Source organism: Rhizobium sp. KNZ14-9A (assembly GCF_056755015.1).
The window spans coordinates 805,378-822,925 of sequence record NZ_JBPGXB010000001.1 but is presented as its reverse complement, the minus strand read 5'-3'; the positions used below and the strand labels follow the sequence as shown (position 1 = coordinate 822,925).

The 17,548-nt window shown below is 57.5% G+C and carries 14 protein-coding genes and 2 pseudogenes; 7 read left to right on the top strand and 9 right to left on the bottom strand.

What is annotated here, in order from left to right:
* Positions 1 to 88 precede the first annotated feature (88 nt).
* Together ACR9ZQ_RS04285 and ACR9ZQ_RS04280 are read right to left on the bottom strand one after the other, a co-directional pair.
* On the bottom strand, positions 89 to 340 hold the full coding sequence (locus ACR9ZQ_RS04285) for an Atu4866 domain-containing protein (protein WP_481426969.1): 252 nt from the start codon (positions 338 to 340) through the stop codon (positions 89 to 91).
* On the bottom strand, positions 337 to 903 hold the full coding sequence (locus ACR9ZQ_RS04280; protein WP_481426968.1) for a hypothetical protein: 567 nt from the start codon (positions 901 to 903) through the stop codon (positions 337 to 339). The genes ACR9ZQ_RS04285 and ACR9ZQ_RS04280 overlap by 4 nt, the downstream gene beginning before the upstream one ends.
* Positions 904 to 1,043: 140 nt before the next feature.
* Here ACR9ZQ_RS04280 and ACR9ZQ_RS04275 point away from each other — a divergent pair, with 140 nt between their 5' ends.
* A complete protein-coding gene (locus ACR9ZQ_RS04275) occupies positions 1,044 to 1,943 on the top strand; it encodes a LysR family transcriptional regulator (RefSeq protein ID WP_481426967.1) in 900 nt (299 codons plus the stop codon).
* Between the two features lie 191 nt (positions 1,944 to 2,134).
* Here ACR9ZQ_RS04275 and ACR9ZQ_RS04270 read toward each other — a convergent pair whose 3' ends face one another.
* The gene (locus ACR9ZQ_RS04270; protein WP_481426966.1) at positions 2,135 to 3,094 is read right to left on the bottom strand and encodes an MBL fold metallo-hydrolase; all 960 of its coding nucleotides are present in this window, start codon (positions 3,092 to 3,094) and stop codon (positions 2,135 to 2,137) included.
* A 93-nt stretch (positions 3,095 to 3,187) separates the two neighbouring features.
* On the opposite strand from ACR9ZQ_RS04270, the gene ACR9ZQ_RS04265 reads away from it, so the two are divergent.
* Positions 3,188 to 4,141 (top strand): LysR family transcriptional regulator, encoded by a 954-nt coding sequence (locus ACR9ZQ_RS04265; protein ID WP_481426965.1) that lies wholly within the window; start codon positions 3,188 to 3,190, stop codon positions 4,139 to 4,141.
* A 330-nt stretch (positions 4,142 to 4,471) separates the two neighbouring features.
* On the opposite strand, the pseudogene ACR9ZQ_RS04260 reads toward ACR9ZQ_RS04265, so the two are convergent.
* Positions 4,472 to 5,125 (bottom strand): annotated as a pseudogene (locus ACR9ZQ_RS04260) (IS110 family RNA-guided transposase); the annotation flags it as partial.
* On the opposite strand from ACR9ZQ_RS04260, the gene ACR9ZQ_RS04255 reads away from it, so the two are divergent.
* Positions 5,105 to 5,725: a hypothetical protein gene (locus ACR9ZQ_RS04255; protein WP_481426964.1), complete on the top strand. Its 621-nt coding sequence runs from the start codon at positions 5,105 to 5,107 to the stop codon at positions 5,723 to 5,725. The pseudogene ACR9ZQ_RS04260 and the gene ACR9ZQ_RS04255 sit on opposite strands and share 21 nt — an antisense overlap.
* A 561-nt stretch (positions 5,726 to 6,286) precedes the next feature.
* On the opposite strand, the gene ACR9ZQ_RS04250 is transcribed toward ACR9ZQ_RS04255, so the two are convergent.
* The 5 genes and pseudogenes from ACR9ZQ_RS04250 to ACR9ZQ_RS04230 form a co-directional block, all read right to left on the bottom strand.
* Positions 6,287 to 6,970, bottom strand: coding sequence for a hypothetical protein (locus tag ACR9ZQ_RS04250; protein ID WP_481426963.1), 684 nt, complete (start codon positions 6,968 to 6,970; stop codon positions 6,287 to 6,289).
* Between the two features lie 238 nt (positions 6,971 to 7,208).
* Positions 7,209 to 8,999, bottom strand: a complete 1,791-nt coding sequence (locus tag ACR9ZQ_RS04245) for a GH25 family lysozyme (RefSeq protein WP_481426962.1) — start codon at positions 8,997 to 8,999, stop codon at positions 7,209 to 7,211.
* Between the two features lie 67 nt (positions 9,000 to 9,066).
* Entirely contained in the window at positions 9,067 to 10,014 is a 948-nt protein-coding gene (locus tag ACR9ZQ_RS04240) for a glycoside hydrolase family 25 protein (protein WP_481426961.1), read from the bottom strand.
* Positions 10,015 to 10,780: 766 nt separating this feature from the next.
* The gene (locus ACR9ZQ_RS04235) at positions 10,781 to 11,320 is read right to left on the bottom strand and encodes an RES family NAD+ phosphorylase (RefSeq protein ID WP_481426960.1); all 540 of its coding nucleotides are present in this window, start codon (positions 11,318 to 11,320) and stop codon (positions 10,781 to 10,783) included.
* Between the two features lie 129 nt (positions 11,321 to 11,449).
* A pseudogene (locus ACR9ZQ_RS04230) lies at positions 11,450 to 12,242 on the bottom strand (OB-fold nucleic acid binding domain-containing protein); the annotation flags it as partial.
* 152 nt (positions 12,243 to 12,394) lie between these two features.
* Here ACR9ZQ_RS04230 and ACR9ZQ_RS04225 point away from each other — a divergent pair.
* The 4 genes from ACR9ZQ_RS04225 (at position 12,395) to ACR9ZQ_RS04210 (ending at position 17,405) form a co-directional block, all read left to right on the top strand.
* Positions 12,395 to 12,979, top strand: a complete 585-nt coding sequence (locus tag ACR9ZQ_RS04225; protein WP_481426959.1) for a TetR/AcrR family transcriptional regulator — start codon at positions 12,395 to 12,397, stop codon at positions 12,977 to 12,979.
* On the top strand, positions 12,976 to 13,578 hold the full coding sequence (locus tag ACR9ZQ_RS04220) for a DsbA family protein (protein ID WP_481426958.1): 603 nt from the start codon (positions 12,976 to 12,978) through the stop codon (positions 13,576 to 13,578). The genes ACR9ZQ_RS04225 and ACR9ZQ_RS04220 overlap by 4 nt, the downstream gene beginning before the upstream one ends.
* Positions 13,579 to 13,685: 107 nt before the next feature.
* A complete protein-coding gene (locus ACR9ZQ_RS04215) occupies positions 13,686 to 15,062 on the top strand; it encodes an FAD-binding oxidoreductase (protein ID WP_481426957.1) in 1,377 nt (458 codons plus the stop codon).
* A 42-nt stretch (positions 15,063 to 15,104) separates the two neighbouring features.
* Positions 15,105 to 17,405 (top strand): molybdopterin guanine dinucleotide-containing S/N-oxide reductase, encoded by a 2,301-nt coding sequence (locus ACR9ZQ_RS04210; protein WP_481426956.1) that lies wholly within the window; start codon positions 15,105 to 15,107, stop codon positions 17,403 to 17,405.
* Positions 17,406 to 17,548: the final 143 nt, after the last annotated feature.

Genomic DNA, 17,548 nt, shown 5'->3' with positions numbered 1-17,548 from the left:
TGATCTGATTTTCACGGGCACTGATGTTCGCACCGAGGGAAAGAAATTGGACCACGCCGGCAATGGATATGCCGGCATGGCGTTCTGACTACTGCTTGCGATAGAGAACCATTCCCGCGTGGTAGAGGACACCATCGACAAAATCGCCGTCGGCGGTAAAGCCGGTATCGTCCCAGTATTCGATATGATTTCCGGTTACCTCGTATCGTCCCTGATAGGCGCTTTCGCGTGAGCCGCGCGCCTCGTCGTAACGGCCATTGGGGAGCAACTGGTGCCGTATGCGACCGTCCGCAGTCTGCCACATGCCGACATAAGGGTGTGAGGGCGTCGGAGCTGTCATTGTGCCGCCTCCGTCTTGCCCAGGAAAGACTGAATGGTGTCTGGCTGGACGACCCAGGCGTAGTTCAGTTCGTGACGGATCTTCCATTTGCCGCCGGTGCATTCCCAGCCCAGCTGCGAGCGTCCGTCAAAAGCGATCACCTTGCCGTCAAGACGATCAATGCGGCCGACGAAACCAAGCGTCGTCGAAGCGACCGTGTCGCCGACCATCGCATCATGGCCGCCGGTCAGGCCGTGGCGAACAGATCGGGCAGCGTTCTGCAACGCCTCCCAGTTGGCGCCGTAGCGAGCCGAGTTGTCAAAGAGCTGTGTGCTGCCAGGGGCGAAATTGTCGTAGAAAACCCCTTTGGTGTTTTCCAGGTCGTAATACCGGTTCAGTTTCTCTGCGAACACGAATTTACCATCGCCTTCATGGCGTTCCCAGCCCTTCATGATCCAATCGACATGAAGTGCAAGCGGAGCGTCGGCGCCTTCCCGAGGGCAGGAGCTGTCCTGTGCAGCGACGGGTCCGGCGCAGATCCCAAGGGCCAAAGCTGCTGCGAGTGTGATCTTGATGTTTGTCATGAGAATATCTCCTTCGATGATCGATTGTGCTTGTTTGCCAGCTGCCGGTTTGACCGGTCGGCTATGGGCAAAAGGTAGACAACTTTGATTGTCGCTTGTATTCCCTCGTCGCTAACAAGATTGGTTAGTAGGATACGACAATGACAATCGATCTAAACTTGGTCCCGATGTTTCTGGCTGTCGCCGAGGAGGGGAATTTTAGGGCGGCGGCCGATCGCCTTGGCGTCACACGCTCGGCCGTTAGCCAGGCGATCAGACGGCTCGAGGATATTTGCGGCATCGCGCTCGTCAGCCGCACGACGCGCAGTGTGCGGCTGACGGAGGCGGGCAACCGCTTCCGTGAAAAGCTGTCTCAGCCAATGGCCGACGTGAAATCGGCATTCGAGGACGTCGCAGGCGACGCAAGGCCCAGCGGTTTGCTGCGGATCGCGGTTACGTCGATTGCGGAACAATTTCTGTCAGGGCCGCTGATCGCGTCCTTCGCGCAAGCACATCCGGGCGTCACGATCGATGTCACGGTGACCGACGACGTCTTCGACATCGTAGCAGCCGGCTACGATGCGGGGGTCCGGTTGGGTGACGTGATAGAGCAGGATATGGTTGCGGTGCCACTCACAAAAGAAGAGAGAGAAGTGGTAGTCGCGACACCGGGATATTTCGATATCCATGGAACGCCCCGCCACCCCCGGGACCTCGTACATCATCGCTGTATCGGCTGGCGTCCGTCTCCAAGTGCTGCGCCGTATCGATGGGAGTTCGAGGAAGATGGCATACCTTTCGACGTTGGCGTCGAGCCGCAAATCACCACGAACGATCTCCATCTGATGGTTCGTACCGCGCTCGCAGGCGGCGGTATTACGTTCGCATTGGAGGAGACGTTCCGCCGATACATCGATCGCGGCGAGTTGATCACGGCATTGGACGCCTATCTGCCCCCCTTTCCAGGGTTCTTCCTCTATTTCCCCAACCGCCGCAACATGGCGCCCAAGCTACGAGCGCTCATCGACCATGTTCGCGCGTCCCGAGCGACACAGCCCTAGCACTCGTGGCGACAATGGGCTGGGTGCGTCGTGGCGGGCACCCATAGATTTTTCTAATTTCCGGTCCGCTCGACCCGAACCGGTTGCGAGTTGGTTCCGGCCGGCCGACCTGTAGGGAACGACCTTTGTCGCTGCGGAAGACGGGGCTATCTCGAGCCCCGTCTTCCCATCGCTTAATCCGGGGGGCAATCCTAGGAATAGTTGACCGGGAGCCAGCCATAATTGGTGCTATCTGTACGCACGTGGCCGATTCCGGGAAACGCAATATGGGCGCCTGCCACAAGATATTTGCCCTCCACCGCCTTCTTAAAGGCGACGTCGCGGGCAGCAACGGCGGCTTTCTGATCGATATCGAATTCTATGGCGATGCCGGGCTCATCGAATTGCAGGATGTCGCCATGGGTGATGTCGCCCCAGAAAACGATCTTCTGGCCTTGGCTTTCCAGCGTAATGGCGCTGTGACCCGGCGTATGTCCCGCATAAAGAATCGAGCCCAGACCTGGAACGGGTGGTTGGTTATCTCCGAATGTTTCAAATTTTCCGGCTTTCACGTAAGGCGTCACACACTGGTCCGCCTCGCCAAAATGCTGCTTGACGATGCCCGTCGCCGCCTTGGCGTTCTCCGGGCTCAGCCAGAATTTCGCCTCCCGCTCATTGACCCGTAATGTGGCGTTGGGGAAAGTGCGTTTGCCATCGCTCACCAACCCACCGGAATGATCGGTATGAATATGGGTGAGGATGACATCGTCAATGTCACCTACCTTGTATCCGGAAGCCTCGATGTTGGACACGAGCTTGCCGAGCGATGGGCCCAAATAGGTACCGGTGCCTGCGTCGATCAGAACCAGTCTTTCGCCGGTGTTGACCAGGAATGCGTTGACGGATGTTGGTACGATTTCCGGCAGAAAGGCATCATTCAGAGCGCCCTTCGCGTGTTCTTCGCTAGTGTTGGTGTAGAGCTTGGCGAGCGGCAGGGCAACGGTGCCGTCCGACAGGGCTGTGACCTCTACGGAGCCGATCTTCAGCCGGTAGAAACCCGGTGCCTGAACAGCGGCAAAAGGTGCCTTGGCGAAGACGATTGATGGCGCGACGAAGGGCGCTGCGACGAAGCCAGTCAGAGCGCGTTTGAGAATGGAACGACGAGATGGCATGGGTTTGCTCCTTACGTGATGGTGCGGAACGGCTTGCAAGTTCCTGCCCATCAGCTAAGGATGCTCCCGTCAGCAATCAAATCGATATAGCTCATGCAAGTCATCGATCATTTCAATCTTCGTTCCTTCGACCTCAATCTTCTCGTTGCCTTCGATGCGATGATGGAGGAGATGAGTGTGACCCGGGCAGCGCAGCGCTTGAAGATCCAGCAGCCTGCCATGAGCCACAACATCTCGACCTTGCGCACGCTGTTTCAGGACGAGCTGTTCATCCGTGTTGGACAGGTGATGAAGCCCACGGCACGGGCGCTGAATTTATCCGGTCCGGTGCGGCAGGCTCTGCGACAGGCACAGGCCGCCGTGTTGATGGCAGACGCATTCGATCCGGCCACCGAGCGACGCACATTCAGGCTGGGGCTTTCCAGCGAGGTAGAACTATTGTTGCTGCCCGACCTGACCGCTCGGTTGCGCGATATCGCGCCAGGCATTCGTATTTTGGCTCGCGGCGGCGATGCACTGGAGATCGAGGCGATGCTGGATTCAGGCGTCGTCGACCTGTCTGTGGGATGCAGCTATCTCCCGGATTCACGACACCATTGCGAGCCGCTTTATCAGTCCAGCGTATTGTGCTGTTTCAATCGGCAATTGCTAAAGCTCTCCAGTCCCGTAGGCCTCGATGCCTATATGGCGGCACAGCACGCCGTGATTTCGCAGACTGACAGTCTGCATGGCTGCGTCAAGGATGCACTGGAGCATGCGGGGGCAGAACTGGACATAGTGGCGGCGGCTCCGGATTTCATGTCGATATTGGCGACGGCGCGTTCATCTGCCGTGATTGCAACCGTATCGTCGCGCATTGCACTTCGTTACGGACCGCTGCTGGGACTTGATGTCAGCCCGGTGCCACTCGCGCTGTCTTTTCCACCCGTGTCCATGGTGTGGCCGCTTCAGATGGACAGCGATCTCGGTTGTGCCTGGTTGCGGCAACAAATCCGTGAAGCGATGCTAAGAACAAATGGGAGCAACGTCGCGGATATTGCGGCGTGACGGGCGTGGCGATCAGCATGTGTCTGAAGTCCTCGCCTTGAGATCCCATATGTGGACGGCCCCCGACTCGCAAGATATTTCGAGATAATCTGATCGTATCGCTTGCGTCCATATGTCCGGCCTGTTGTTGCGTTCGCACATGAACGCTGGCCAAGATGGTTTCCGCAACACAGGTCCCAAGCATCAAGACGGCCTCTAGCTGCCAATGGGATCACCGGGGTATCCTGTGTTCCGGATCGATCGATCACACCATCTGCTCCTTATCCTGCAAGTGTTGACCTCGACAAAGGAGTAAGGATCACGGCCTCTTCGGTTCTTGCTCGCCGATCATCATGCCGCGCAGCCCTGTGGAGCAGACGCCGGTCTTGCGCTGTATGTCTCGCCGGAGACCATCAGCTTCCAGGCCATACGCGCCATCTTGTTGGCGAGTGCTACTGCTGCCACTTTAGGTGGCTTGCGCTTAAGCAATGCCGTAAGCCACCGAGAGGCATTACCAGATCGCCGTGCATGCTGAATGACAGCGGTTGCTCCAACCACCAAGGCTGCCCGCAGCGCTTCATCGCCGGCCCGCGTGATGCAACCAAGACGCAGCTTGCCGCCGGTCGAGTGATCCTTTGGCGTTAACCCTATCCAAGCTGCGAACTGGCGGCCAGATTTGAAGAGCTCTGGAGCAGGTGTCTTCATTATCAAAAGAGCCGAACTGATCGGGCCAATACCGGGAATGGTGTTGAGACGTATGCTGCGTTCGTCGTTACGCTGCCATGCCTTTAACTTCGCCTCCACGTCAGCAATGTTCTTTTCAAGTTGAGCGTATTCCTCGGCCTGGCTCATGAACAATTCCTGCGCGAGCTCTGGCACAGTTTTCTCAGCTTGCACCCTTTCGAGCAGCATCGGAATATGTGCCAGCCCCTTGGCTGCGGAGACACCAAACTCATTGGCGTAACCCCGTATAGCGTTGGCGAGTTGGGTGCGCTTGGCCACGACTTCGAGGGGTGGCCTGGTCCAAACCTACTGGAGCGTTCCTACAAGCAGTCCGGGCTTGAGGGCATTAGCTATCTGCTGGATCTGAGGGCGGACACCGTCGCGAGCTGGATTGAGACGGCCTGCGACGAACGTCTTCCGGGAAAAAGCGCATGCTTTGCAACGGTCCTCAAATGCGCGCGCGACAACTCCGGCATGATGTTCGCTGTCAGCGGGAGTGTCATCGAAAACGGCCGGAATTACTTCTTCAGGAACGGGATGACCGTCGCTTTCAAGGAGGCAGAGAACGGGTCGACGCGTGGTGTTCCTCTCAGCGTACAGAGATCAGTACTCGTTGCACCAAAAGATCATATCTATCGCATCAAGACTGGGCTGACGAGATTTTGGCGCACATTGCCGTCCCAAATGGCTTTAGCCTATCCTGATGCTCACTCGCCGAGCGCAGTTAAAACGCAAAAACAAAGACTGACCTGGCTTTCCCTGGTCCAAGCTGAAATCCTTGCTGCCCAAAAGACGGGAAAGAACCTTCTATTTTCCAGTTGGCTTTTGGCACATAAAAAGACCATCGCCCTCGGCACATGCCCAGACGATAACGACCCCTAAAGACCACGGCATCTTTGCTCATTTTAACCCCGATCCCGAAGAAATCGCTATGCCATGGCCAGTGGTATAGGAATAAGTTTGAAGTGCCACTTCTTTGAAAGACTTCCCAAAACATAGCGCGAAGTGATACTGCTCGATGACAATGTCCTTACGGCTCGAAGCCGTCTTAATGTTCCCACGAGCTTGAGAAACGCGAGAACCCCATACCCATTGAGTTCGAACCGTCCTTGACTGAGGTCGTTTCGAATCAATGAATGACACCCTAGATCTCGTCGAAAACATAGACCGTTTCCGGTCGGTGCCCCCACGACTTCCTTCACAAAGAGCGAAAGGTCCTGCCAAAGACCCTGAAAAGCGTTAGATCAAAACCACAATTAAAGGCATACTGAATACTGCCGATAGAAAACGTGCGAATTGCAGAAGTCCATCATCGCGAACGATGGCGCCATCGCCCCTGCAGCAGTTCGGTGACAATCATCGTCATTCCGACGCCGCTCTAAACCGTGCGTGTCTGTTAGACCGTATCCGGATTTAATGATGATGGGATAAAGCGGGCCCGGATCAGACCTTAGTCAGGATCAAGCCGTAGAACAGCCCCTTACCGGCAACTGTCGACCCTTGATCGCTCTCGATAGAATCGCCAAAGGCGGAGGCCAGGGCTTTGATGACGAGCCCTTTCGCCTCGGCAGAGGCGCCTGCTTTGAGCTTGAACGAATATGTCACGTCTGCCCGGATTGCTTGCTTTGTCTGATAAGCCAGGGCCTTCCTCGAGAACTTATCGACAAGTTGCTTGCACGACGGTCCCAACGTTGAGCGGACAGTTTCAAGATCGTCGAATGCGAGCTGCTCGACGGTGACGTTGCTCAGCTTTAACGTAACGGTATCGAGATAACTCGCACTGGCGCCGAGGCCGATTTGCGTCAACGTAGATGGATCGAGTTTGAAAGAGCTGTTCAAGGAGCGCGAGGCGTCCGCCGATGCTGCTGTGTCAACGATTGGCGGTGGCGCATGGGTAAAGTCGGGCCGGCACAAATACGTCAGATTGAGCGGGGCGACCAGGCCACTTCCTTTTACAGAGGTCACCAGCGATCCGGGACCGTACGCCGTCGATGGAAGGGCAACTGGATCATACCCCAGCACTTTGATTGTGGAATTCAGATCTGGAATATTTTCGGCCTGTCTCGTTGGCGAGCAAGAGCTCATCGCCAACGCCGACAATAGAGATCCCACGAGAATTCTCATCATGCGATTCCGCCTCACCCAGGTTCACTACATTGAAAGAGCTGCATTTCCGGCAACATTCTCACTCGTCTCGGCGAAAGCAGCGAACTGCTCTTTGCTCCGCCTCTATCCGCCAACCGTTAAGCTAACGACAACGTGACACTGCCCCTTCCCAGCTTTCCGTCCCTCGCAAATCTCAGATGAATTTTTGGGGACTTTCGGCATGTGTTGCACAGGCTGGCGGACGGAACCCTGCGGCGCCTCAACCCGGTCCGGCCAGGAAGTCGCTGAACTCTTGAGATGTTCCGTGGAAGACCGAGCCGTCGGCAAGGCCAGAGATACCCGTAATCTTCTTTCTCTCCGTGTACTGCCAAAGCGACCATGAACGGTTTCCACCGAGTTTTGCTTCCGGGGCAGGCTTGTCGCGTTCTCCAAACCAAATCGGATAGCTATCCGAACGGCCCAACAGCAAGTCGTTGAACACGTCCTTGTTGCCATAGAGAACAGGTTTTCGGCCGTAATGTGCTTCAAGCAGTTGGAGCAAGATCTCGATATTGCTTGCGACCCGATCTTTCCCAATCGCTGCGGCACAGTTTTTCTGCTTGTCCAAGAGCGGCGGCCAATCGACGTCCACGGCGACGGGCAAGTCGCCTTTGCTGGTTTTCACGACTGACGCGATCCGCTCGAACTGTTTTTTGGGATCTTCGCAAACTCCGAAATAGTGGTATGCGCCACGCACGAAGCCTCGACGGTGGGCCTCGTTCCAGTTGCCTGAGAATGCCTTATCGGTTCCAGATATGGCCGTGGCACGAATGTAAACGAAGCCCACCTCCTTGGGGGAGAGGCGCCGCCAGTCGACCTTGTTCCATTGCGATATGTCTATCCCGTGGATCGCGTAGTTCTCAGGTGGGTTGAACACCTTCAATCCCGGATGATCGGGAATGCTATTCACTGAGCCGCTGGGGAACGAGAAACTTGTTCCTAGTTGCGATTTCACGTCGGTAGCAGATGCCAGAAGGACTGAGGCAGGACTTTTGGAAGCGGCCACCGATGCAAGCTTTTCGCTCTGAGGAGCGAGGAAGAAAAACGCGCCCTCAGACGGAGCGCCGGAAGCCATTACCGAGCCCAGCCACGGGAAGCCGTATGCCTTTTTCGTGGCGGGGTTGACGCCGAGGTCCTGAACTTTCTCTGTTACGTACTGCAGTAGGCTACCAAGCCGCACGATGTACGAGGGTACCACGAAGCTTTCGCCCTTTTCGTTGGCGACAAGCACGTGATTGGACTTATCTGCATCACCGGTGTCTATCCCGCGAATGATTGCGTCGAAAAAGATACTGCCCGAAGTCTGTCCCGGACGGGACCAGACGAGTTCGTCAGGGGACCCCGCCGTCATGGCGTGCGCGCCCCTAGAACTCGTGATGAAGGGATTTCCGCCTGCGTCGGCAGACTGGAATACACCAGCACCGTAACAGGCGTTGATAAGCGCCAGAACTTGGAAATTTGCCTGTGACGCTTGATGTAATTTCTCATTCAGCTCGCTGAGGGGAATGAGGTTCGGCAAGTCGGCCGTCGACGTTGCTGCCGAGAGAACGAGGGAGGATCCCGCAGAATTCAGGTTCCGTGTCCCGTGTCCGGAATATGCGAACAGGACACGCGTGCGACCCTGATAGAGAGCGTACAGGGAATTGATGTAGTCGCCGACGAAATACTCGATGCGGTCTTTCGTGGCTTCTTCGTTTCGTAGAATGATAACCTCGTCGAACTTCTGTCCATCGACAAGGAATTTCTCAAGATTGTCGCCATCGACCTTGGCAGGGGGGAGGTCTGAATCTTCCATGGCATAGTGATCAATGGCAACGATGATCGCGATGCTCCGTATGGACTGACCGCTTTCGGCGCCAAGCTGTTGAACGACCCTAGGGTCCTGTTCTTTGTCATCTGTGGCGTAGTATCGAAAGAATTGGCAAAAAGTGCCATCTTTGACCAGAGCGCCATTGTCACACGAGAAGTCCTCAGCGCGTACTCCCGCACTCGACAGAGCTGTCGCTGTCATTGCGATTCCCGCAAACGCAGCGATCCTGATCACGGCAGATCGAAGGAATGGCTTCACGGCTTATCCTCTAGTGCGATGACACGAAACGCGAAGCGAATTCTTCCTCTGTTCCCTTGAACACGTTCGCATCGAGTTTTTTGGGGTAGCCTTTCCCTAACTTCGCACTCTCGGTAAACTGCCAAAGATCGTACTGTCGCCCATCGATTTGCTTCGGCGTCTCGGTTGCCTGCGCAGTGGCGGAATATTCTGCCTGCCAGATTTGGTAGGGCCGAAGCTTCGCAAGCAATTCCGGCTTCTTCACCCGATCCATAAGGAATGATCGAGCGGTGTAGATCATCGGCTTCTTGAGGCCCTCGCCGTTGACTTCGACGTAATGCAGAAACTCGAGGGCGCTCGCGACGATCTCTTCCGGAGACTTTTCTTTCCACGCGTCATCTGGGTGCGACTTTGTCACATCCCATTCCAAATCGACAACGGGCGGGAGATCATCATGTGAGATTCCGTTTTCCTTCATGAGTTTGATGAATGCCTTGGCTTGACTTTCACCTGAGGAGGAAGCGGAAAGGAAATAATAGGCGCCTCGATAGGCCTTCTCGGCAGACTTGAGTTTTCCTAGTTCTGCCCAGAAATATGGAAATGAGGTGTCACGATAATTCGTGCCTTGGCCTGCTTTCGTGTACACTCCTACGACGCCTTGAGCTTTCAGAAGCCCGAGCTTGATTGATTTGTCCGTGTAGTGGCTGATGTCGATGACGAAGAGAGAGTTCTTGCGCTTGCTGCCGTCGACATCATAGATGACGTCGTGCGGGAAATTGAATGCATTATGCAACGCGAACGACTTAGCCTCTTGCTCTGTCGGAGCGGGAAGGCCTTTTTCCACCATGTCGCTTTGGATGACTTTGAGAAACAAATCCGCTCGAGACGGCTCGTCCGTCAGAGGCTGCCAGTCTTCTGATCGAGCTGTGGACGCGGTCATCGCTAAAAGGAGCGATACGGGAAATAGTAATTTCTTCATGCAAATCCCCTCCGAATGCATGTTGAAACGATCTACCGCTAGTGTATTCTTGTTGAAGAGAATACACGTTTATATGAGTGTGTAAATTGGCTTTCTTTAGGTTATTGCGAGGTTACTTGATGTTTTATGTATGCGGCAGGCAATCCGCGTTCGAATGAGCTGAAAGTCTAATGGGCAAGGGCTCATGGGGCTCGAACGCGCCTGATTGCAGCGTAAAACCATCCCGGAATTACCTCGCGACGACGTGGTACCCGAACTTGCCTCAATGCTTGCCACCGCGAACAGACCAAGGCACCTACCTTCAGTGACCGCATCGTCATCACGGATAAAGAGGCGGGTCGTGCAGATCGGCTCCCCGGAGTGGCCGACTTGATTGGGACGAGCAGTTTCCTGCTTAAGTGGGTGATTTTACCTCCGTTCATCTCCGGCCGCCTTGAACCAAATCGAACCTCCGACCGCCAGTCACCAACCAAAAGTCACTGGAAATTCCGGCTTTTCACCTTCAGCGTATGGATATGAAGATCGGGCGTTTATGCCGAACCCGACACTATGCCGAGCGCATTTCCGAAAGCCCGAGATTTCCGGTAATCCAGCATTGAAAGCTCGGCATAATATTCCGTCTCCGCAACTGCAGCCAGAGCTATTGACATCGCGGCGATGGCCGCGATGTCAAGGCCGAGCCCACCAATTGTCGAGGAACTTTCACTAGGTATGAAAGCGCCAAGAAGAAGCATGGATGATCTACTATGACGGACGACGCGGCTGTCTATAGGCCCCACTTCGGTCCATCGTTTGTCAAGACGATCTCAACCGGATCACCGTATACCTCGACCAAAGGGCCGCCGCTCTCATTCCAGCGGAAGAGGTTGAGATGCCACCCACCTGGTATCATTCGGGACCTGTCGATGATGCCGTCGGCACCTGATGCTCTCGCAATATCAACAATACGCCACGAAGCAGGTTCTCGACCTTCCGATAAAGCTGTCCGCCACGATTCGTTGGACAAATCGCGATCTATCCCAAGCCGCTTGCAAGCCTCCTCGTCATGCTGATCGAGAACCATCGCTTCACCGACCTTGAGCGGAACGACAACTCGCGGGAGTCCGTCCTCACGCATGTAGCCAGCTATAGCCCGTATGGACCACTCTAGCTCAGCGCTGGTGTAAAGCGTGGGTTCCCCCAGACGATGATAGCGCCCCGCGCTGTTTGGTCCTGGTGGGTCCAATACTTGGTGAACCCTGTCCGTCAGAACGGAGCGGTAGAACGTACCGGAAATCTTCTTTAATACGTCACGGGCTTCAGGCATCGCGGCAGGTCTTTCTCGCGGGGATCGTTTACGCGTGTATGAAAACTTCATGACATTGGCGTGACGTCTCCTTTGCGCCGAACCCGGTCTACCAACGTGTTCAAATTATGCCGAGCTTTCAATGCTGGACTACCGGAAATCTCGGGCTTTACGGAATGGGCTCGGCATAGTATCTGGCTCGGTATAAGTTCCCTTATGCCGAGTTCGGCATAAGGGCGTGAACATGTCCCGCGGGACAACCGGCTTCGGCCTGTCTCTCGAATCCGGCCCGCCGCCGCCGTGGGCAAACTCGTGGCCCCGCCCGGTTGGCAGCTTGAACCCGCTATCCCGATCAGTCAGACCGACGAGGTCCGCTGACAGGTCGAACGGTTGCGGTGCCACGAGATGCACGACCTCCCCTTCCCGCTGGATTCGGCCATTGATCGCCATCATCGAGGACCCTAGCACCACGCGCCGCCGCTTTTCGAACAAGGTGGGCCAGACGACGATGTTGGCCGGCTCAGTCTCGTCCTCGATGGTGATGAACATGACGCCTTTGGCCGACCCTGGCCTCTGCCGCACCAGCACAAGACATGATGTAATAAACCCGCCGCCCATTCATCGCCTCGGCACATGTGATGATGTTGCGCTCCTTGCGCAGGGAGGCGACGGGATGCTGTCTGAGCGTCAATCCGGTATGGCTGTAATCCTCAATGACGTTGTGCCCGTCCGTCATTTGCCGAAGCGCAACCTCCGGCTCCTGCTGCTCTGCAATCGCCGCTATCTCGCGTTCGGCCGCCGCTGCAAACAAGGGCAATGGCTCGTCGCGCAGCGCCTTGATTGCCCAGAGGGCATCGCGCCGTTCGAGTTTGAGCGAGGCTAAGAAGGCATCGGCCTCTGTAAGCTGGACAAGCGCTTGCGTCGGAACACTGGACCGGCGCCACTATAGAAAAGCCACGACGCAAAAACATTCCTGCATCTTCGGCAGAAGAGGAATGACCTGTCTTTCTTGAAATGGATTGCGTCTCTAAAACGTATCCGACGGCAATGCCGTGCTCACGGCATGCGTCAAATAAGCTCTAACTAAGCAGTTCGATGAAAGCTTCCATTTCAGATCATATCCTCGCGTCCGCCGGCGCGCTCTTCTATCGCGAGGGCATCCGCGCTGTCGGCATCGACCGCATCATCGAGGAAACAAGGGTCGCCAAGGCGACTCTTTATCGGCATTTTCCATCCAAAGATCATCTTGTAGCGGCGTATCTTCAGGACCGTCACGCGCGTGTCATCCGTTCGCTGGAAGAGGTTCTGAACGAAGTCCAGAACCCGCGGGATCAGCTCGATCTTATCTTTGAGCGGCTGCATGAGAAGGCGGACAGCCCCGAGTTTCGTGGATGCGCGTTCGCTCTGGCAGTGGCCGAGCACGGCGATTCAGAACGCGTTGTTACCGTCGCGCGCGCCCACAAGGCGGCCGTCAGCCAGATGTTTCGCGCGCTGATGGAACGGGCGGGTGTCGAGACCGCCAAGCCGGCCGTCCATCTTTCCCTTCTTTACGAGGGCGCCCTGGCGACAGTTGCCGTCGGGCGCGATCCCCAGGCTGTGCTGACCGCCAGGGACTGCGCGCTTTTCGTATACGACGCCGCAATTTCTTCGATCAAGACCGCTGAAAAAGGCAGAGCATGACAAAGGTAATAGACTATTTCTTCGGCATCGGTTCGCCCTGGTCCTTCATTGGTCTTGATGCTTTTTCAGAACTTGCACTGAAACATGGAGCGTCGATCCGACCACATCTCATCTCGGTGATCGAGGACAACGGCGGAATCTATTCCCGCAACCGGCCGGAAGCGCGACGCGCCTACTGGACCAAGGACCTGAAGCGATGGGCAGTCCTGCGCGGCAAGACGTTGAACTTCGAAAATCGCGCAGCCCTGTCCGATCCCACGCCCGCCGGCTTCATGGTCATCGCGGCCATCGAGGATGGCTTGGATTGGCTCGAGCTCACGCGCGCTCTGCAGACGGCATTCTGGACGGACGCGGCGGATATCGGCCGGAGCGAGGTGCGCCAGGCGATCGCCAATTCGGTGGGGATCGATGGGACAAAGCTGGAAGAACGCGCCCAAGGCGAGACTGCACAGTCGATCTGGAGATCCAACATCGAAAGCGCCAAGAACTCCGGCGTCTTCGGCCTCCCGACATTTCGCTACGAAGACGAACTTTACTGGGGGCAGGACAGCCTGCCTTTCCTTGAGCGCCACCTGAACGGCGAGAAGATCGCCGTCTGACGGCTAGCCTGGTGAGACTTGGTGCCGATCAGTCTGCATCCGTGCCTTATCGTGACGGCATGGCACGATGTCGGCTGGCGCGGTCAACACGACAGAGGACGTGAAAGATGGGCATCCTATCCGTTGAGCTATCGAGCCAATTGCGTGCAAAGTTCGGTGATCGCTTCTCGATCTCGCAGGCACTGCGCGAGCAGCATGGCCGCGGCGAATCCCATCACACGCCGGCAATCCCGGATGCCGTGGTATTCGCGCAAAGCACCGACGACGTAGCCGAAACCGTCCGGCTCTGCGCCGCGGCAGGCGTGCCGCTCATCGCCTTCGGCGCCGGGACCTCGCTCGAGGGGCACCTGACCGCGGTGCGCGGTGGCGTTTCAATCGATCTTTCGCGAATGTCACAGATCATTCGCGTCAGCGCCGAGGATCTCGACTGCACCGTCCAGGCCGGTGTCACACGCGAGCAGCTCAACGCGCATCTGCGCGACCAAGGCCTGTTTTTCCCGATCGACCCTGGCGCCAACGCGTCGATTGGGGGCATGGCGGCGACACGAGCATCGGGCACTAACGCCGTGCGCTACGGCACCATGCGCGAGAATGTGCTGTCGCTCACCGTCGTGCTGCCGACGGGTCAGGTCATCCGCACGGGCGGTCGGGCGCGCAAATCGTCGGCCGGGTATGACCTCACCCGCCTCTTCGTCGGTTCGGAAGGCACGCTCGGCATTATCACCGAAGTGACCTTGCGGCTCCACGGCGTTCCGGAAACCATTTCGGCAGCCCTCTGCTCGTTCGAGAGCGTGGAGCTGGCGGTCAGCGCCGCGATCGCGGTCGTGCAGCTTGCCATCCCGGTCGCGCGCATGGAGTTGATGGACCGCGGCCTGATTGCTGCCGCCAACGCCTATTCCGGCCTTTCGCTCAAGATCGAAGACACACTCGCCTTCGAATTCCACGGGTCTCCTGCTTCGGTTCAGGAGCAGGTCGAACTGGTTGCTGATATCGTCAAGGATCACGGCGGCAAGGATTTCGAATGGGCCAATGCGCCTGAGGAACGAAATCGCCTATGGAAGGCCCGGCACAACGCCTTCTACGCAGTCGTGTCGCAGAGACCGAATGCCAAGGGCTGGTCATCCGATGTCTGCGTTCCGGTATCGGAACTCAGCGGCTGCATTCTCAGGACCCGCGCATTGTTGCAGGACTGCAGTGTTCCGGCTGCCATTCTCGGTCATGTCGGCGACGGCAACTATCATGTGGTCTTCGCCGTGGATCCCGAGAACGAGGCGGAGCTCGCCGAGGTCGCGGCCATCAACAAGACGATGGTCGAACACGCAATTTCCGTCGGCGGCACGTCGACCGGCGAACACGGCGTCGGCACCGGCAAAATCGGCTATCTGCGTCAGGAACACGGAGACGCCGTCGAGCTGATGGCCCTGCTGAAGCACGCCATCGATCCCCAGGGCATCATGAACCCCGGCAAGATCCTGCCGGTGTGAAGTTTGCCGATCTTTCCACCCTTGTTCACGGGAGACGGTGCAATGGACGGCTTCAAACCCCACAGCTCTCATTGGGGCGCATTCTATGGACGGCATCAGGGCGAAGCCCTCGAAATCCGTCCGCATCCCGCCGACCCTCACCCCTCTCCTTTGCTCGGCAATTTGCCCTCAATTGCCCATAGCCCCGCCCGCATCCGCCGCCCGGCCGTCAGGCGCGGATGGCTTGAAGGCGGCCCCGACAATGCCGGGAAACGTGGGAACGACGGCTATGTCGAGGTCAGCTGGCCGGAAGCGCTCGATCTTGTCGCCGGCGAGCTCCGGCGGGTTCGCGCCGAAGCTGGACCGCAGGCCATCTTCGGCGGCTCGTATGGCTGGTCCAGCGCAGGCCGGTTTCATCACGCGCAAAGCCAGATCCACCGCTTCCTCAACGTGCTCGGCGGATATGTCAGATCGGTCAATACCTATAGTTCGGGCGCGGCGATGGTCATCATTCCGCATGTGCTCGGCCCTTACGATACCTTCGACCGAAAGAGCGTCACCTGGGAGGCGATCGAACGCCGCAGCGAGCTGATCGTTGCCTTCGGCGGCATGGCGGTGAAGAATACCGATGTCCATGGCGGCGGCATCAGCCGGCATGTCGTGCGCCCTGCCTTGAGCGGTGCCCGAGCGCGCGGTGCGCGCTTCGTCCTCATCAGCCCGCTCAAGGATGATATTGCCGCCGATCTCGATGCGCAATGGCTGCCGGTGACCCCCGGAACCGATGTCGCGCTCATGCTCGCAATCGCCTTCGTCCTCGTCAACGAGGGCCGGCATGACCGGGAATTTCTCGACCGCTATACGACAGGCTACCCACGCTTCGAGGCTTACCTGCTGGGGCACGAGGATGGCGTCAAGAAGAGCCCGCAATGGGCAGCGGCCATCTGCGGTATCGCTGCCGAGACGATCGTGGATCTGGCACGGCGCATGGCCGATGTCCGGACACTGATCACCGTCAGCCATTCCCTGCAACGCGCCGACTATGGCGAACAGCCTGTCTGGATGGGAATCGTGCTGGCGGCCATGCTCGGCCAGATCGGGCTCGATGGCGGCGGCTTCTCCTATTCGCTCGGCGCACTCGGCAATATCGGCAAAAGCCAGCTCGCCGTTCCCCTGCCGACGCTCAAGCAATTCCACAATCCGGTGCGGGATTTCATTCCCGTCGCACGGATCGCCGACATGCTGCTGAACCCGGGCGAACCCTTCCACTACAATGGCCAGGCTCTGCGCTATCCTGACATTCGCCTTGTCTATTGGGCGGGCGGCAACCCGTTCCATCATCATCAGGATCTCAACAGGCTTCGCCAGGCGTTCAAGAAGCCGGAGACGATCATCGTGCACGAAACGGCCTGGACGTCCTCGGCACGCCACGCCGATATCGTCCTGCCCGCGACCACGACGCTTGAGCGCGACGATATCGGTGCGGCCGACCGCGATCCGATGATGATCGCCATGAAGAAGCTTATCGATCCGGTCGGCGAAGCGCGTGACGACTACGAGATATTCGCGGATATTGCAGAGCGCCTCGGCAAACGCGGCGAATTCACCGAGAACCGATCGAGCCGTGAGTGGCTCGCTCTCCTCTTCGAGACCACGCGAACAGCACTCGCCGCCGCCGGTCATCCGGCGCCGGATTTCGAAACCTTCTGGGAAAAAGGCGAACTGCATTTGCCGATAAAGCCGGACGATGGTGGTCCTGCACGCGCATTCCGGACCGATCCGGACGCCAATCCGCTGCCCACTCCATCGGGTAAAATCGAAATCTTCTCTGAAACGATCGAGAGCTTTGGTTATGAAGATTGCCGCGGCCATCCGCGCTGGTATGGACCCGTCCCAGAGGCAAAGACCGGGGAAACCCACTATCCCCTTTACCTCGTCTGTAACCAGCCGCACTCGCGCCTTCACAGCCAGCTCGATTACGGTGACTTCAGCCGTTCGACCAAGATCGAAGGTCGGGAGCCGGTACGTATAAACCCGGCCGATGCGATAGAGCGCGGCATTTCGGACCGGGACGTTGTCAGGCTGTTCAACGCCCGCGGCAGCTGCCTGGCGGCTGCAGTCATCAGTGCAGATGTAAGGCCGGGCGTCATGCAGCTTGCCACCGGCGCGTGGTTTGAGCCTGATGATGCCCAAGCCGAGATGGCCATGTGCATTCATGGCAACCCAAACGCCCTCACCCGTGATGCCGGGACGTCTCAGCTCGCACAGGGCTCCACAGGCCAGTTGACGACGGTCGATGTCGAGCGCTTTGCCAGCGAATTGCAGCCGGTGCGCGTTCTCGACGGAATGACGTTCACCGACGAATAGACCGGCAGTGGCAATACCCTTAGCGGCCGAGCGGTCACCGGAAATCCTGATCCCCGTGCTTCAGATTGCGCTGATAAAATAATCTACAAATTCGGTAGAAAAAGAACAACCAGTCTTTCTCGAAACCAATCCGCTCCCATAGG

Coding starts and splice junctions, on each gene's coding strand:
- ACR9ZQ_RS04235 (WP_481426960.1), bottom strand. CDS start 11,320: ATGCCTGAAGCCCGTGACGTATTAAAGAAGATTTCCGGTACGTTCTAC.
- ACR9ZQ_RS04275 (WP_481426967.1), top strand. CDS start 1,044: ATGACAATCGATCTAAACTTGGTCCCGATGTTTCTGGCTGTCGCCGAG.
- ACR9ZQ_RS04285 (WP_481426969.1), bottom strand. CDS start 340: ATGACAGCTCCGACGCCCTCACACCCTTATGTCGGCATGTGGCAGACT.
- ACR9ZQ_RS04270 (WP_481426966.1), bottom strand. CDS start 3,094: ATGCCATCTCGTCGTTCCATTCTCAAACGCGCTCTGACTGGCTTCGTC.
- ACR9ZQ_RS04245 (WP_481426962.1), bottom strand. CDS start 8,999: ATGACAGCGACAGCTCTGTCGAGTGCGGGAGTACGCGCTGAGGACTTC.
- ACR9ZQ_RS04215 (WP_481426957.1), top strand. CDS start 13,686: ATGGGCATCCTATCCGTTGAGCTATCGAGCCAATTGCGTGCAAAGTTC.
- ACR9ZQ_RS04240 (WP_481426961.1), bottom strand. CDS start 10,014: ATGAAGAAATTACTATTTCCCGTATCGCTCCTTTTAGCGATGACCGCG.
- ACR9ZQ_RS04250 (WP_481426963.1), bottom strand. CDS start 6,970: ATGATGAGAATTCTCGTGGGATCTCTATTGTCGGCGTTGGCGATGAGC.
- ACR9ZQ_RS04265 (WP_481426965.1), top strand. CDS start 3,188: ATGCAAGTCATCGATCATTTCAATCTTCGTTCCTTCGACCTCAATCTT.
- ACR9ZQ_RS04225 (WP_481426959.1), top strand. CDS start 12,395: ATGAAAGCTTCCATTTCAGATCATATCCTCGCGTCCGCCGGCGCGCTC.
- ACR9ZQ_RS04210 (WP_481426956.1), top strand. CDS start 15,105: ATGGACGGCTTCAAACCCCACAGCTCTCATTGGGGCGCATTCTATGGA.
- ACR9ZQ_RS04280 (WP_481426968.1), bottom strand. CDS start 903: ATGACAAACATCAAGATCACACTCGCAGCAGCTTTGGCCCTTGGGATC.
- ACR9ZQ_RS04220 (WP_481426958.1), top strand. CDS start 12,976: ATGACAAAGGTAATAGACTATTTCTTCGGCATCGGTTCGCCCTGGTCC.